Genomic DNA, 14,833 nt, shown 5'->3' with positions numbered 1-14,833 from the left:
ACACTCCTCGCTTCGCCCCGCGCGCGGCCCCGCCGCGGCGCCACGTCGTCCTCGTCCTTCCTTCTCCGACCAAGGGAATCCGGCATGAGCCCAGTACTCACCTCCGTGGTGGGCGTCGTCGTACTCGTCGTTCTGCTCGCCCTCGTCGTCATCACCCGCTACAAGGTCGCCGGCCCCAGTCAGGCGTTCATCGTCACCGGCCGGCGGGGCAAGAAGTCGACCGACCCCGAGACCGGACGGGTCTTCACCGACAACAGCGGTCAGAAGGTCGTGGTCGGCGGGGGCGTGTTCGTCGTGCCCTTCGTCCAGCAGAGGTTCACCCTGGACCTGTCCAGCCGGCACATCCCCGTCGCGGTCCGGGGCGCGGTCACGCTGCGCGGGGTGAAGGCCCACCTGGAGGGCGTCGCGATCGTCAAGGTCGGCGGCACCGAGGACTCCATCCGCGCGGCGGCGCAGCGGTTCCTGATGCAGCAGAACGGCATCGTCGGCTTCACCCAGGAAGTCCTGTCGGGTGCGCTGCGCTCGATCGTCGGGCGGATGTCGGTGGAGGACGTCATCCGTGACCGCGCGGCCTTCGCCGGCCAGGTGGCCGAGGAGGCGGAGGCCAGCCTGTCCGGGCAGGGGCTGGTGCTGGACGCCTTCCAGATCCAGGACATCACCACCGAGGGCTCCTACCTCGAGGACCTGGGACGGCCCGAGGCCGCGCGGGCCAAGCAGGAGGCGGACATCGCCGAGGCCCTCGCGCGGCAGGCGTCGGAGCAGGCCCGGCTGAAGGCGGAGGAGGAGATCGCGATCGCCCAGCGGACGTTCGCGCTCAAGCAGGCCGAGATCAAGGCCGAGACGGACGAGGCCGCCGCCCGGGCCGCGGCCGCCGGCCCGCTCGCCGAGGCGGCCCGCAGGCAGGAGGTCCTCACCGAGCAGGAGAAGGTCGCCGCCCGGCAGGCAGCGCTGACCGACCGCGAACTCGACACCAAGGTGCGCAAGCCGGCCGACGCCGCTCGCTACCAGGCCGAGCAGGAGGCCGAGGCCCGGCGCATCGCGCTGGTCAAGCAGGCCGAGGCGGACGCCCAGCGTTCCCGGCTGACCGGTGAGGGTGAGAAGGCGCGCCGCGCGGCACTCGCCGAGGCCGTGCGCATCGAGGGCGAGGCGCAGGCCGCGGCCATCGCCGCGAAGGGCTCGGCGGAGGCCGGGGCCATGCAGAAGAAGGCCGACGCCTTCGCCCGGTACGGCGACGCCGCGGTGCTGCAGATGCTGGTCGAGGTGCTGCCTCAGGTCGTCGAGAAGGCGTCCGAGCCGCTCGCCGCCGTGGACAAGATGACGGTGATCTCGACGGACGGTGCCGGCCAGCTGTCCCGTACGGTCGCGGACAACGTGGCCCAGGGCATGGAGCTGCTGAGCTCCACCACGGGAGTCGACCTCGCCGACCTTCTCAAGAGCCTCGCCAAGCGCGGAACCGCGGCTCCGGCTCCCGCAGAGAAGTCCAACGGCAGGATCGAGATCGCCGACTGACGCGCAGCGGGAAACCCCTGGCCTGTACATGGGTTTCCCGCGCCGTATCTCCGTCCCAGGGCGCCGGGTTGGGCCCCATGTGCCGGAACGCCCGCTCCAGCAAGCTCGGTTCGCGATCCGTACGCCCGTACCCCGTCGGGCAAGCACCCTTGCCGCCAGGGTCGTCGGGCGGCCTGCTCCGCACGCTCGCGCCCGCCATCAGGGTGGAGGTCACCGCCGCTCCGACCGCGCCTTCACACAGCGAAGCAGCGGTGGCCGCAGTGTTGCCGTGCGCACCTCCGTGACCCACACGCCCACTGCGCTCCCGGAAGCGGTGAACAGAGGAGACGAACGCGTGCAGCAATGGGCCCATTTCTCCGTGACCGCCGAGACCGCACGCCTGTGGCGGATCACGCTCGACAGTCCGCCGATCAATCTGGTGTCACCGGAGATGCTCACCGATCTCCCGCAACTGGTCGATCTCCTGCAGGCCGCTTCGGAGCTGCGGGTGGCCGTCTTCGAGTCGGCGAACCCCGAGTACTTCCTGAACCACTACGACACCTCCCGGATCAGCGAGACCCCCAAAGAAGCAGGGGCCGGCAGCTACCCGCTGCTGATCGACGCCACCGCACGGCTGTCACGTCTGCCCGTCGTCTCCATCGCGAAGGTGCGCGGACGGGCCAGGGGCGTGGGCTGCGAGCTGATCCAGGCGATAGACATGCGTTTCGCCAGCGAGCGGGCGCTGTTCTGCCAGCCGGAGACGGCCAACGGCAACCTCCCGGGCGGTGGCGGTCTGGAGCATCTGCCCCGGTTGCTCGGCCGGGCGCGGGCGTTGGAGGTGGCCCTGTCCAGCGACGACTACCCGAGTGACGTGGCCGAGCGGTACGGGTGGATCAACCGCATGGTTCCCGACAGCGATCTCGACGCCTTCGTCGACACGCTCGCCCGCCGGATCGCCTCCTTCGACAAGGAATCGATCGCCGCGGTCAAGCAGCAGATCAATCGCTGCACGCTGCCCTCCGCGGAGGATCTGCGGTCCTCCTACGAGCTGTACCTGCACTCCTTCGACTGGCCGGGGTCGCAGAGCAGGCTTCCCGCCGCGATCGCCGCGGGACGCAATCAGCCGGGCGACTACGAGACGCGCCTGGGGTACCACCTCGGGCGCCAGCCCGAGGTGGGCACGGAGTGAAGCCGTCGACGGGCCGGCGGGGCCACACGGGACCGGCGCCGTGGCCGGGATGAAACTCGACCGTGAGTCTCCGCAGCGGCTCCACGGCGGCGGGGACTCACGGTGCCACCGCTCAGGACAGGATCTCGACGTACCCGTCGGTCCCGTGCACGCGGATCAGCTGCCCGTCCTCGATCAGCCGGGTGGCCCGCTCCACCCCCACGACGGCCGGCAGACCGTACTCCCGGGCGATCACCGCCCCGTGGGTCATCAGACCCCCCACCTCCGTCACCAGGCCCGCGACCGCGACGAACAACGGCGACCAGCTGGGGTCCGTGAAGGTCGTGACCAGGATGTCGCCCGCTTCGAGGTCGGCGTCCGCCAGGTCGAGGATGACGCGGGCCCTGCCCTCGACGGTCCCGGCGGAGACCGGCAGGCCGCTCAGCGCACCGGCCGGGACGTCGTCGCGCCGGTACGCCCCGGTCAGAGCCTCGCCGTCCGATGTGAGCACCCTGGGCGGCGTGAGCGAGTGGTACCACCGGAACGCTTCCTTGCGCTCCTGGATGAGCCGGCCGTCCACCCGGTTCTCGCGCACGGCGTCGCGGAACTCGTGGAAGGTGAGGTGGAAGACGTCCTCCTCCTCGTCGAGCACACCGGCCCGCACGAGGCGCGTCGCCTCCTTCAGCAGCGCCTGCTTGTAGACGAAGTAGCGACTGACGATGTCGTACTTCGGGTATTCCCGGTACCCGACGAAGGTTCTGACCCGGTCGATCATCCGCTTGGCCTCGTCGGCCTTCCGGTCCCCGTCCGGGAGGGCCCGCAGCCGGGACAGCACGTCGTGTTCCTTCTGCCGCGCCTTCTCCCGGCCTTCCGCGAAGCGCCGCGCGGCCTCGCCCGGTTCGAAGTTCCTGACGTTGTCGAGGATCAGGGGCACGAGAGCGGTGGGACGCTCGCTCCAGCGCGGCCTCGTGACGTCGATCTCGCCGACGCAGCGCATGCCGTACCGGTCGAGGTACGCCTCCACCGCATCACGCGCCTCTCCCCCGCCCGGCAGCTTCACCAGCTCGTCCAGGAAGTCCTCGTCCTCGACGCCCCGCAGGTACGCGACGACCTCCGTATGCGGACGGATCGCGTCCGCGACGTCCAGCAGCGCCAGCCCCATCTGGGAGGTGACATTGCCGGGCGCGGACAGCGTGAGCGTGTCAGCCGCGTTCTTCTCGCCCAGCCACTCCCGCAGATTGTCGTTCAGCCACCATGTGGCCTCCATCCCAGCGGTGACGACCTGCAGGTTCAGGGGATCCCCGAGGATCCGCTTGTGCTCCTCGAACGCCTCCAGGAGGAAGTCGAACAGCGCCGGTCCGGTCTTCGTCCGGATGTCGCGCCGCAGAGCGGCGATCGACGCCCGACTGCGCTCGATCAGTGCGGTGACGACGGCCGGATCGGTCGCGACCGGCTCGGGAGCGGTGCCGGCCGGCGGCCCGCCGGAGCCCGCGGCCGGCGGCGTGGGGGCGATGTCGCCGCGCTCGAGGACGGTCTCCAAAGCGTCCCTGACCAGCGGATCGCCTCGGCCCATGGCGTCCAGCAGCGCGGTGCGGCTCGCGGGCGAAGCCAGGCGCGGGGTGACGTCGACGAACAGCCTCCCGCCGGCCTCGTGCATCGGCACCATGGCCGTCAGCCGCCACATGGAGAGCCCCAGCGCCTTCATGGGGTCGGTCATCATCTGGCCGTGGCCCACGGAGACGTAGACGCGCTGTCCCCGGTCGCCGGTCCCGGGGACGGGGACGGGGACGGGGTACAGCGTGGTGATCGGCCGGCTCTGGACGAATCGGAAGCCGTCCTCGGCCAGGCACCACTCGATGTCCTGCGGTCGTCCGAAGTGCCCCTCGATCCGCCGTCCGAGTCGCACGAGCTCCACGACCTGCGCATCCGTCAGCGCCGGCTGCCCCTGCCGCCGCGCGTCGATCGCCACCTCCCGCGTACCGCCGTCCGGCAGGGCGTCCACGGCACGCCGCTTCTCGCCGATCGTCCTTGCGACGACCTCGCCGTCGCGCACCGTGAAGACGTCCGGGCTCACCAGCCCGGAGACCAGGGCCTCGCCGAGGCCGAAGCCGGCGTCGACGGTGGCGACCTTCCGGTTTCCCGTGACGGGGTCGGCCGTGAACAGGATGCCGGAGGCCTGCGGGAGGACCATCCGCTGGACGACCACGGCCATGTGGACCGCACGGTGATCGATGCCGTTGCGCAGACGGTAGGTCACGGCCCGCTCGGTGAACAGCGAGGCCCAGCAGCGGCTGACGTGTCGGAGGATCTCCGTGGCGCCCATGACGTTCAGATAGGAGTCCTGCTGGCCCGCGAAGGACGCCGTCGGCAGATCCTCGGCCGTCGCGCTGGACCGGACGGCGAAGGCCACCCGCTCGCCGAACGGGGCGAGCGCCCCGGTGATCGCCGCCGTGAGATCGCCCGGGATCCCGACTGCCTCGACGGACCGGCGCATGTGGGCGCTGAGCGCGCGGATCGCCTCCCGGTCCCCCGGGTCCAGGCGCGAAAGCCGATCCAGGAGGTCACCGAGCGACGGCACTTCGGCCGTGATCCGCCGGAAGGCCTCCGTCGTCACGCAGAAGCCGCCCGGCACGCGGATCCCTTCGATCCGCGAGAGCCCGCCCAAGTGCGCGCCCTTGCCGCCGACGAGCGCGACATGCGTCGCGTCGACCTCGCGCAGATCCAGCACATATCGCCCGGTCATCGCTTCGCCTCCCGCCCTGCCGCGCTCCGTCGCGGCGCGGTGGCCGACCGCACCACCGGCGTTCCCATGTCGTCGAACCTCATCGCGAGCACGTCCTTGTCCTTGATTCCCCGCTCCTGATCGATCGTCAGGCAACGTCCCGGATGCGGTGGCGGTCGCGCCCCCGCGCCTGGGCGCGGCGAGCCCGCGCGTCCACGACCGCCCGGCTCCTCGCCGCTGCCGAGCCCGTTGTCACGAGTCGCGGCAGCGAGCGACGATTGTGCGCCTTGACCCGGGCCTTGCCGCAAGCCCCCCAGTGCGCTATACCTTGAGAGCGGCAAGGAGAGCGTTCTCCTTGCCTTTTCGTTTTCCGTCATCCGCCGGAACGGGCACGCTCCCGCAGGGCGGACCGCGCCCGCGGCGGCCGCCGTCCGATCCGCGCCCACTCGATCGGCCGCGGTGCGGGTGCGGGGCGGCAGGGGCGGCTGTTCGATGGGCCGCAGCAGTCCCCGGCCCGGCGCCGGGCCCCGGCGCGACCGCGGGCTCCCGGCGGGCAGCGGGTACGGGGCCGACGGCCGGGCAGGTGGTACACCGTGGCAGACAAGGACGCTCCCCCGGACCTCGACGCGGTCGCCGACGAGCTGTACCGGCTGCCGCCCGCGCGGTTCACCGGCGCCCGAGACGCACACGCCCGGGCCGCCCGGAAGGCCGGCGACCGGGCCCTCGCCGACCGGATCACGGCACTGCGCAAGCCCACCATCTCGGCGTGGGCCGCCAATCTGCTGGCTCGCGAGCGCCACGACGAGGTCGGCCCGCTGCTCCGGCTCGGCGAAGCACTGCGCCAGGCCCACCGGGAACTCGACGGCGATCAGCTGCGCCAACTGGGCCGCCGGCAGGGGGAACTCGTGCGGGCCCTGTCCCGGCAGGCCGCACAGCTCGCCGCCGATTCCGGACACCGCCTCACCGGCCGAGCCGTACAGGGGGTCGAGGAGACCCTGCACGCCGCACTCGCCGACCCAGAGGCCGGGACGGACCTCACGCGAGGCCGCCTCACCAGGCCCCTCGCGGCCACCGTCGACTTCACGGGCCTGGCCACCACCGCCGACGGGGGCGACCTTCCGCGCCGCCCGCCACCGAAGCAGCCACAGCAGCAGGAGAAGCGAGACCAGAAGCAGAAGCAGAGACCGAAGCCTCGGCGGAAACCGGCGAAGACGGCGGGGGGCGGGCAGCCGGGCCGCCGGAAGGCGGAGCTACGGCGCCTACGCGAAGAGGCCGGGCGAGCCGAGGAGCAGGCACGCCAGGCCGAGCGGGAGGCCGAGGACCTGGAGAACGACGCCGCAGCCGCCCAAAAGGGTTTCGAGACCGCGGTCCGTCACCATGACGAGGCCCAGCAGCACCTCGACGCCCTGCTGGAACAGGTCAAGGACGCCAAGAGCACGCTACGCGCCGCCCGCGACGACCTGGACCAGGTACGGCGCCGGCACCGCGACGCCGGCAAGGCCGCCCGCGACGCCCGCCGCCGGGCGGGCAGGGCCGCGGCCCGCGCCGAGCAGCTGGCCGATGGACTCGCGTCCGGGTCCTGATCCGCAGGCTCGGCGGGGGCCGCCCCACAGCCCCCGCCCCCGGGAACCGCGAGAGCGGGACCGGGAGCGGAGGCAGGCCGGAGCGGGGCCCGGCGCGATGCGTCACCACGCACTGGCTCCGCCGTCCACGGCGTAGTTCGCTCCGGTGATGTAGGAGGCCCGGTCGGAGGCGAGGAAGGCGGCCAGTTCGACGATCTCCTCGGGCCGGGCGAAGCGCTTGAGGAGGGTCTTGCCGGTGATCGCGTCGCGGGCGGCCTGGTTGTCGCCGAGGTCCCGGTCGCTGGCGGGGGTCAGGACGGGGCCGGGGCTGATCGCGACCGCGCGGATGCCGTGGGGCGCGCCCTCGAGGGCGAGTTGCCGGGTCATACCGATGACGCCCGCGTTGGCGGCGGTGTGCCCGACCATCGGCGGGTTGGCGCCGGCGATCATGCCGGCCATGGAGGCGATGTTGATGATCACGCCGCCGCCACGGCGCACGAGGTGCGGCCAGGCGGACTCGGAGACGAAGAAGGGGATGTCGAGTTCGCCGGTGATGGTGGTGTGCCAGTCTTCGACGGAGAAGTCGGGAAGTGGGCCGAAGCGCAGGGCTGCCGCGTTGTTGTAGATGACGTCGAGCCCGCCGTAGGCGGCCGCGGCGTCGTCGACGAGGCGGCGCACCTGCTCGGGGTCGGTGAGGTCGACGGGCGCGATGCTCGTCATCTCGCCTCCCGCTCGTCGTACGAGTTCGACGGTCTCCTCGTTGGCCTCGGCGTTGATGTCGGCTCCGACGACCTTCGCGCCTTCCCTCACGAACACCTGGGCCGCGACGCGGCCCATGCCGCCGCCGGTGCCAGTGATCAGTACGACTTTGCTGTCAAGAAGTGTTGCCATGGGATCTTCTCCTGCCAGGGGATGAACGGGGTGCGTGCGTTCGGCTGTGCCGGCGTCCAGAGGCGGGCGGTGCTCGGGCGCGCGGTGCGCCCGGTTCCGTCGCCTCGCCTCGGTAAGAGCACCGCGCCGGGGCCGGCCGTGGCGGCGTCTGCTCGTACCGGAGTGGACGCCGCCGGGTGGGGGCGGGCCGGTCCGGTCGGCGGGGAGGCCGCGGCACCGGACCACGCGGTCGCCGTGGCGCGCCCTGTGGCGGCCGAAGCGGTGGGGGCCATGGGGCACTCCTCGGGTAGGCGTCGGTGCCCGCAGCACCAAAGTGATTGACACGTCAAGCATCCTCCCGGGGGTGGCCGGCGTCAAGCAGCGACCCGATGGGCGATCCCATGCCCCGGACAGAAGGGATCGCCGGCGGTCGCCTTGTCGGCCGCACCCCGACGAGGCGTCCTTCACACGCCGGTGACCTGCGGCGATGCTCCAGTCCCGCATGGCAGGGTCACCTTGGCGATCAAGGGGACGCGTACGGCGTCAGGCCGGCCGGCGGCAACGCGGCGATGCCGGAGTGACCGACGGAACACTGCGGCGGATGCCGACCACCAGGCGCCCCTTCCGGCTGCCCTCACGGCGGGGGCAGGCCCGGCGATCCGGTGTCAGCCGCCCCGCCGGGCTCGAGCGCTCCGCTCAGCGGGCGCCGCCGGCTCGGATCACCTCCGGCCACCGAACTGCCAGGGTGCACCCCGATCCCGTCGTACACACGGGCCGCCTGGACGGCGCGTGCGGTGTCCTGGCCCGCGGCCCGGAGGAGGGCCGCCGTACCGAGCCATGCGCTGCCGCCGTCGGAGAGCAGGGGCCCGTACGCGATCACGTCTTCTCGCCCGGGCGGGACGTCGAGGCCGGCGCCCGGCCCGCGCCGAGGCCGGCATCCCCGGCTGCCGCCCGTGCGGTCACGGGCGAAGGTCCCGCATCGTGCGCCCCAATGGATCGCGCCATCGGCGCAGAGCACGTCGCGGTGGACGCCGGCCCGGTGGCCCGGCTCGAAATTCCTTCTTCGACAGGCCCGTTCAGCCCGGCTGGCGATCGGCGCCGCCCGGTTCGGACACCGGTGACGGTTCGTATCCCGGACCGGCCCACGGCCCCGGCACCGTCACCAAGGCCGGCGGCAGGGGACGTTGCCGGTGACCTGGACGCTCCCGCGGCGGACGGACGCGACAGACGACCCGTGCGACCGCGGGAGCGACGGGACATTTGACGCATGCGGAGGCCGGGTGGCCGCAGGCACAGTGGTCCGGGCTGCGGGCGGGGCCCTTGGTGCGCGCCCTTTCCGCGCCTCCCCCTGCCCTGATCACCCAGCACACTCCGCGGCACGGCGGGCGCGCGAGGTCGCGCCCGGCGCAGGCAGCCGAGGCGGCGTCCGGATGCCGGGCAGCCGCACAAGGAAGAGAGAATGGCTCCACTCGTCGACGAACCCATGGCCGACACGCGCGACATGCTCATGGCCCACAGCGCGCTGCGCCGGGAGTTCCGACTGCTTCCCGACCTCGTCCGGTCCGTCGCTCCGGGCGACAGCCGGCGCACGCGGGTCGTCGGAGCCCACGCCGAACTGATGTGCCGGATCCTGCGGACGCATCACAAGGGCGAGGACAGGGTGCTCTGGCCCAAGCTGGTCGAGCGGGCCGGCGTCGACGCGGAGTTCATCATGCCGATGATGGAGCAGCAGCACGCCGTCGACGTCAGGTACACCGAGGTGGTCGGACTGCTCGCCCAATGGCGCTCGACCGGACAGGGCGGCGAGGACCTCGCCCATGCGCTCGAGCGGCTTCTGACCGCGCTCCTCCGGCATCTGACGCTCAAGGAGAAGGAGGTCCTGCCGCTGGCCGCGCAGTACATCACTGCGGCCGAGTGGCGCCTCGTGTCTCAGCTCGGCATGCGGAACACGCCGAGGAACGACATGCCGCTCATCTTCGGCATGGCCATGTACGAGGGCGACCCGGAGGTCGTCAAGTCGGTCCTGGCGACGTTCCCGCTGCCGGTCCAGATGATCGTCCCCGTTGTGGCCCGCCGCCGGTACGCTTCCTACGCCCGGCAGGTCCACGGAACGACCTGGCCCCCTCGCGTCGGCGCCTGAGCGTCCGGCCGGAACCGGAGCAGCAGACCGTGACGGCCGTCGCGCACCGGTGGGGCTTCGCCGGCCACGCCCACTTCAGCCGCAGCTTCCGGGCGGTCTACGGTCACTCCCCCGCCGAATGGCGACAGGCCGGCGGCCTGCAGGCTGCACCCCTGCAGGCCACCGGCTTCCTCCATCAGCAATCCGACAGCTGATCAGTCCTGCCGCAGCTGCCCCGTTCCCTCACGGAAGACCGTGCCAGGGGTCCCGGAGAGCGCAGCGGCCGGCTCCTTCGTCCGGGTCAGCGCGACCATCGCGAGATCGTCCTCCGGGAGCGCACCGGCGTGTCGGACGAGGTCCCGGAGGATCTCCCCCAACGCGTCCGTCAGGCAGGGACACTCGTGGTGCGCGGGGTCCTGCCGCACCCACCGCCACGCCGTCGCGCGGTCCAGCAGCGGGTAGCAGTCGCCGGCGGCGTCGCGCGCCTCGACGAGCCCGTCGGTGTAGAGCAGCAGCGTGTCACCGGGAGCCAGTTCGAAGCACTCCTCGATGGCGCCGCACCCGCGCAGGGCGTGCAGTCCCAAGGGGGGCGAGGGACAGCCCGCCACCAGGGCGACGTCACCCCGACTCGCCCGCACCGGCGGCGGATGACCGTGGTTGATCATCCGTGCGCACTGCTCGCCCTCGCACACCTCCAAGAGCAGTGCGGTCACGAAGCGCTCGTCCGTGTCGCGGACAGCGCCGTCGGTCTCGGCGAGGTGCCGCAGGAAGCTCTCCTCCAGGCGTGCCGACAGCTCGCCCAGGGTCGCGGCGCGCGGGGCCCACTCCCGGAACGCCCCGAGCACGGCGGCGACGTCCTCGAAGGTGTGCAGTCCCTTGCCGCACACGTCACCGATGATCAGTCGGGTCGTCCGGCCTCTCCGCGCAACGGCGTAGAGGTCCCCGCCGACCTGTCCCCGCCCCCCGCAGGGCCGGTAGACGGAGGCCAGCTCCAGAGCGCCGATGCGCTCGGGGAGCGGCCGCAGCAGGGTCCGCCGCACCGTGTCCGACACGGCACGCGCTCGCGCCGCGCCGTGTCGGTACCGGTCCTTCACGCGCCCCATCACCACCGCCACCACTCCCGCGGTGACCAGGGGTGCCAGCCCGCACACGAGACTCGGGTGCTCGTAGAACGGCAGGGTCACGCATACCGCGATCAACGCAAGGATCCACGCCACACTCCCTGCGACCGCCATGGGCCGCCTGGGCCGGTCGCCACCCGGCTCCTCCTCGAACTGTTCGATGTCGGGCATAGGCATCACTTCCTCAACTCCGTGCGCGGGACCGGTAACGGCGGATCCCACGAGCGCTCCCGGCCCCGTGCCGTGGCACCCCATGTGTGGGGGACATCTCGACCGTAGGAGGGCTCACGCCGGGCGCCTTGCCCCGCCGTGCACGCGCCTTTGCCCGCCCGTGCAGAAGCCGCGAAGGCGTGGCCGCCGACGGGACCAGGTCGTGGCGGCGGGCGGGGGCCACCGCGTCGCGGGTGTCGACCGGCACGGCGTGGTCGACCTGCAGCAGCGGCAGCGCGGCCGGCTGCGCCGCGTGCCCGAGCGGAACCTCCACGAGGCGCGGGGGCCGGTGGCGAGACGCCAGTCGTCCGAGGTACGGGCGGTGGTCAGGTCCAGCCGGTACTCGGTGCGGGGGCAGGGACAGACCTGCTCGGAGACCTCCCCGCCGGTGAGGCCCACGACAGCGGGATCAGCGTCAGCGCGCCGCTCGGCGCGGCCCCCGCATCAGCGCACGGCCACGCCAGGCGCCTGCCGCACCGTCCTACCCCGTGCGGCAGGCCACACAGCACGCCCGGCGGGCCGCACCTCCCGGGTCAGCGCTCCGCCAGGCCCGTCAGTGCGTCGCGAAGCGCCGCCCGGGAGGTGATGCCGAGCTTGGGGAAGACCCGGCCCAGGTGGCCGCCCACGGTGCGGGGGGAGAGGTAGAGCCGCTCGGCGATCTGCTTGTTGGTGAGACCCGAGGCCGCGAGATGGGCGATCTCGAGCTCCTGTGGCGTGAGGCTGACCGACTCCGGGCCCCCGGCGCGCTTGACCATCCATCCCGTCGCCTGCAGGCTGCGTCTGGCCCGCTCCACCCACGGGCGCGCGCCGAGTAGCTCGAAGGTCGCCAGCGCCGCGCTCAGCGACGCCCTCGCGTCGGTCGTCGACCTCGCCTTGCGCAGCCGTTCCCCGTAGGCGAGGGTCACCCGTGCCAGGCAGAAGGGCCACTGCTGGATCCCGGGATGCGACAGCGCCCGCTCGAACAGCTCGATCGCCTCCTCGTCCGCCTCGGCCGCCATCGCCGCGGACGCGTCGACGAGCATGGCCCTGCGCGAGGAGATCTCGGCGATCCGGGCGTGCCGGGCGGCGGCCACGTGGGCGGCGGCCTCGGCGGGACGCTGGGTGCGTACGGCCGCCTCCACCGTGTCCCCGATCACCAGCAGCGCCACCGGCGTGTAGGAGGCCAGCTCGCCGGCCGGGCTGATGGCGACCGCGTGCCGGTAGGCGCGTTCGAAGTCGCCCTCCCCCTGGGCGACGAGCACCCGGACGTGCTCCGCGAGGGTCACCAGGTGCCGGGCGCCGCGGGACGCGCCCCACAGGGCCATGGCGTCGGCCGTCTCCTCAGCGCTGCGGGCTTCGCCGCGCGCCGCCGCGATGGCGGCCTTGTAGTACCGGAAGTACCAGGAGACGGCCTCGAAGGCGTGCTCCTTGCACAGCCGCACCCCGTGGTCGGCGAGCTCGGCCGCCTCGTCCCACCGGCCCGCGAGGAACGCCTCCGTGCACAGAAGCGGCAGGGTGACGATCTGCCGGCGCCCCCGGGACGGGACACGCGCTATGGCGTCGCGCACTCCGGTGACCCGGTCGACGGCGATGCCCGCGGAGCCGATCCGCGTGATCCTGGCCGGGGAGGTCTCCTGGGGCAGGTCCGTGAGGAGTTTCTCCAGATCGCCCAGGGCCGGCAGCGCCGTGCGTGCCGGATCGCCCTGGGTGGCGACGTTGACCGCCAGCAGGCAGGGCACGTCCGGCCCGAGCCGGTCCACGATCGTGCGGAAGGGCGACCACAGCTCCTCCCGGCCGCCCAGGGTGCACAGCATCAGCAGCAGGTAGAGGGCCTCCTCCAGGGCCGGGTCGCAGGTCGCGTGAGTGAGGTCGGCCTTCTCGATCGCGCCGAGGAGCATACGGTGGGCCGTATCGATGTCGCCATCGCCGTCGAGCATCCGGTGCACCGCGACCGCCGTCGAGTAGAGGGACGCGCGGTCGTCGGACCCGAGGGGCCGGGCGTCGTCCAGGATGCGCGAGGCCATGGTCAGTTCGCCGGAGGCGTCCGTGCGGAGGTAGGCCGCCGCGGCCAGCCGGCGACCCCGGTCGGCAGCGCCGGGGCTCAGGTGCGCGGCCTTGGTGAGGCCCCGGATCGCGGCCAGGGCGTCGCCGCGGCGCAGGACCCGGTGCGCGGTGTCCTCCAGCAGCGCGGCCACGTCCTCGTCCTGTTCGACGCATGCCTCCCCCAGGTGCCACGCCCGCTGATGGGGCCGGTCGCGCAGTACCTCGGCGAGCTCGCTGTGCACGCGCCGGCGTTCAGCGGAGGTGGACGCGTCGATGACCGCGGCACGGAAGAGCGGGTGCCGGAAGGTGACGCGGTGGTCGTTCTCCTCGATCCGTACGAGGCCGTCGCGCTCGGCGGCCTCCAGATCGTCCAGGTCGGCCCCGTCGTCGAGCCTCCGCGCCGCGCGCTGGACGACGGTGAGGTCACCCGTCCCCTCCAGCGCGGGCACCAGCAGCACCCGCCGTGTCCTCTCGGGAAGGTTCGCCACGCACGAGCCGAAGGCCTGGATCAGACGCCGGGTGAGCGGCAGCGCTGTCGGGCGGCGCTCCAGCCCCGCGCGCTGCGGACCGGTCAGTGCCGCCGGCAGCTCGACCAGCGCCAGGGGATTGCCCTGTGCCACGGCGAGGACGCATTCGGTGACCTGGCCGGCGAGGTCGGGGTGGGCGGCGCCGACCAGGAGCCGCGCCGCCTCCTCGTCCAGCGGCAGGACCTCGTGCTCGGCTCCCACACCGGATCCGACGCACCCGCCGCGTCCCTTGCGCGAGGCGGCCAGGAACGTGACGCTGCTGCCCGCGAGCCGGCGGGCGACGAATTTCAGCACCGCGGCGCTGGCGCGGTCCACCACCTGGATGTCGTCGACGACGAGCAGGACCGGCGCCGCGGCTGCCGCCCGGCGCAGCAGCACCAGGGCCGCGTTGGAGACGAGGTACCGCTCGGCCGGGGCCCCCTCGCCGAAGCCGAGGGCCACACGGAGGGCCTCGCGGTGCGCCCCGTCCAGCTCCTGCGGGTCCGTCTCCTCCCACAGGGGGAAGAGAAGCTGGTTGAGCGCCGCGTACTCGACGTCCTTCTCGGACTCCGTGCCCGCCGCCCGCAGCACCCTGGCGCCGGCCGCCAGCGCCCTGTGGGCGAGGTGGCCCAGCAGCGCCGTCTTGCCCACACCGGGATCGCCGTACAGCAGCACCGCACCGCCGGACTCGACCGAGCCGAGCAGTCCCTCGATCCGCTCCACGTCCCCCGCGCGCCCCACCACTTGGGGCGTGTCGCTGTCGACGTCGGCCATGTACACCGAGGGTTGCATCAGAAGTATCTTGCTCTCTGGTTCAGGGCGTGTACGCAAGCATTCTCACACGGCCCTGAGGGCACGCTCAGGCGGGCAATGGTGACTTATGCCTCACAAACGCGGGGAAATTCACCTTCCGTATTCCTGGCGTTCAAGCGCCCGTCCGCTGTGTTCACCCCGGTACGGCGCGGCGCAGCGCCTCGGCCGCCGGGACCGAGGCACTGACGTGCGTTCCGTCGCCGCCGGCCTGCCGGGGCGGTCCGTCGCGATG

9 protein-coding genes and 1 pseudogene are annotated in these 14,833 nt (G+C 72.8%); 5 read left to right on the top strand and 5 right to left on the bottom strand.

Going from position 1 to position 14,833, the window contains the following annotated elements; all coding sequences use genetic code 11:
• Window positions 1-84 precede the first annotated feature (84 nt).
• Both AC3ET4_RS06180 and AC3ET4_RS06175 read left to right on the top strand, forming a co-directional pair.
• Window positions 85-1,509, top strand: a complete 1,425-nt coding sequence (locus tag AC3ET4_RS06180) for a flotillin family protein (protein WP_431946743.1) — start codon at window positions 85-87, stop codon at window positions 1,507-1,509.
• A 334-nt stretch (window positions 1,510-1,843) separates the two neighbouring features.
• Window positions 1,844-2,677, top strand: coding sequence for an enoyl-CoA hydratase/isomerase family protein (locus AC3ET4_RS06175; RefSeq protein ID WP_431946741.1), 834 nt, complete (start codon window positions 1,844-1,846; stop codon window positions 2,675-2,677).
• Window positions 2,678-2,789: 112 nt separating this feature from the next.
• On the opposite strand, the gene rph is transcribed toward AC3ET4_RS06175, so the two are convergent.
• The gene (gene rph / locus AC3ET4_RS06170) at window positions 2,790-5,399 is read right to left on the bottom strand and encodes a rifamycin-inactivating phosphotransferase (RefSeq protein ID WP_431946739.1); all 2,610 of its coding nucleotides are present in this window, start codon (window positions 5,397-5,399) and stop codon (window positions 2,790-2,792) included.
• Between the two features lie 572 nt (window positions 5,400-5,971).
• On the opposite strand from rph, the gene AC3ET4_RS06165 reads away from it, so the two are divergent.
• On the top strand, window positions 5,972-6,961 hold the full coding sequence (locus AC3ET4_RS06165) for a hypothetical protein (RefSeq protein ID WP_431946737.1): 990 nt from the start codon (window positions 5,972-5,974) through the stop codon (window positions 6,959-6,961).
• A gap of 102 nt (window positions 6,962-7,063) precedes the next feature.
• On the opposite strand, the gene AC3ET4_RS06160 is transcribed toward AC3ET4_RS06165, so the two are convergent.
• Together AC3ET4_RS06160 and AC3ET4_RS06155 are read right to left on the bottom strand one after the other, a co-directional pair.
• The gene (locus tag AC3ET4_RS06160) at window positions 7,064-7,831 is read right to left on the bottom strand and encodes an SDR family NAD(P)-dependent oxidoreductase (protein WP_431946735.1); all 768 of its coding nucleotides are present in this window, start codon (window positions 7,829-7,831) and stop codon (window positions 7,064-7,066) included.
• A 613-nt stretch (window positions 7,832-8,444) separates the two neighbouring features.
• Window positions 8,445-8,690, bottom strand: coding sequence for a hypothetical protein (locus AC3ET4_RS06155; protein WP_431946733.1), 246 nt, complete (start codon window positions 8,688-8,690; stop codon window positions 8,445-8,447).
• 579 nt (window positions 8,691-9,269) lie between these two features.
• On the opposite strand from AC3ET4_RS06155, the gene AC3ET4_RS06150 reads away from it, so the two are divergent.
• Together AC3ET4_RS06150 and AC3ET4_RS06145 are read left to right on the top strand one after the other, a co-directional pair.
• Window positions 9,270-9,950, top strand: a complete 681-nt coding sequence (locus AC3ET4_RS06150) for a hemerythrin domain-containing protein (RefSeq protein ID WP_431946731.1) — start codon at window positions 9,270-9,272, stop codon at window positions 9,948-9,950.
• Window positions 9,941-10,144 (top strand): annotated as a pseudogene (locus AC3ET4_RS06145) (helix-turn-helix domain-containing protein); the annotation flags it as partial. The gene AC3ET4_RS06150 and the pseudogene AC3ET4_RS06145, both read left to right, overlap by 10 nt.
• On the opposite strand, the gene AC3ET4_RS06140 reads toward AC3ET4_RS06145, so the two are convergent.
• Both AC3ET4_RS06140 and AC3ET4_RS06135 read right to left on the bottom strand, forming a co-directional pair.
• Window positions 10,145-11,221, bottom strand: coding sequence for a PP2C family protein-serine/threonine phosphatase (locus tag AC3ET4_RS06140; protein ID WP_431946729.1), 1,077 nt, complete (start codon window positions 11,219-11,221; stop codon window positions 10,145-10,147).
• A 572-nt stretch (window positions 11,222-11,793) separates the two neighbouring features.
• Window positions 11,794-14,580 (bottom strand): helix-turn-helix transcriptional regulator, encoded by a 2,787-nt coding sequence (locus AC3ET4_RS06135; RefSeq protein ID WP_431946727.1) that lies wholly within the window; start codon window positions 14,578-14,580, stop codon window positions 11,794-11,796.
• Window positions 14,581-14,833 lie beyond the last annotated feature (253 nt).

It is taken from the genome of Actinacidiphila sp. bgisy167 (genome assembly GCF_057707665.1).
Note: the sequence above shows the minus strand (reverse complement) of the source record. Positions and strands in the feature narration are given on the sequence as shown.

Bases quoted from the DNA above. Each gene is read 5' to 3' on its own strand.
- AC3ET4_RS06180 (WP_431946743.1), top strand. From the start codon at position 85: ATGAGCCCAGTACTCACCTCCGTGGTGGGCGTCGTCGTACTCGTCGTT.
- AC3ET4_RS06135 (WP_431946727.1), bottom strand. From the start codon at position 14,580: ATGCAACCCTCGGTGTACATGGCCGACGTCGACAGCGACACGCCCCAA.
- AC3ET4_RS06150 (WP_431946731.1), top strand. From the start codon at position 9,270: ATGGCTCCACTCGTCGACGAACCCATGGCCGACACGCGCGACATGCTC.
- AC3ET4_RS06140 (WP_431946729.1), bottom strand. From the start codon at position 11,221: ATGCCCGACATCGAACAGTTCGAGGAGGAGCCGGGTGGCGACCGGCCC.
- AC3ET4_RS06160 (WP_431946735.1), bottom strand. From the start codon at position 7,831: ATGGCAACACTTCTTGACAGCAAAGTCGTACTGATCACTGGCACCGGC.
- rph (WP_431946739.1), bottom strand. From the start codon at position 5,399: ATGACCGGGCGATATGTGCTGGATCTGCGCGAGGTCGACGCGACGCAT.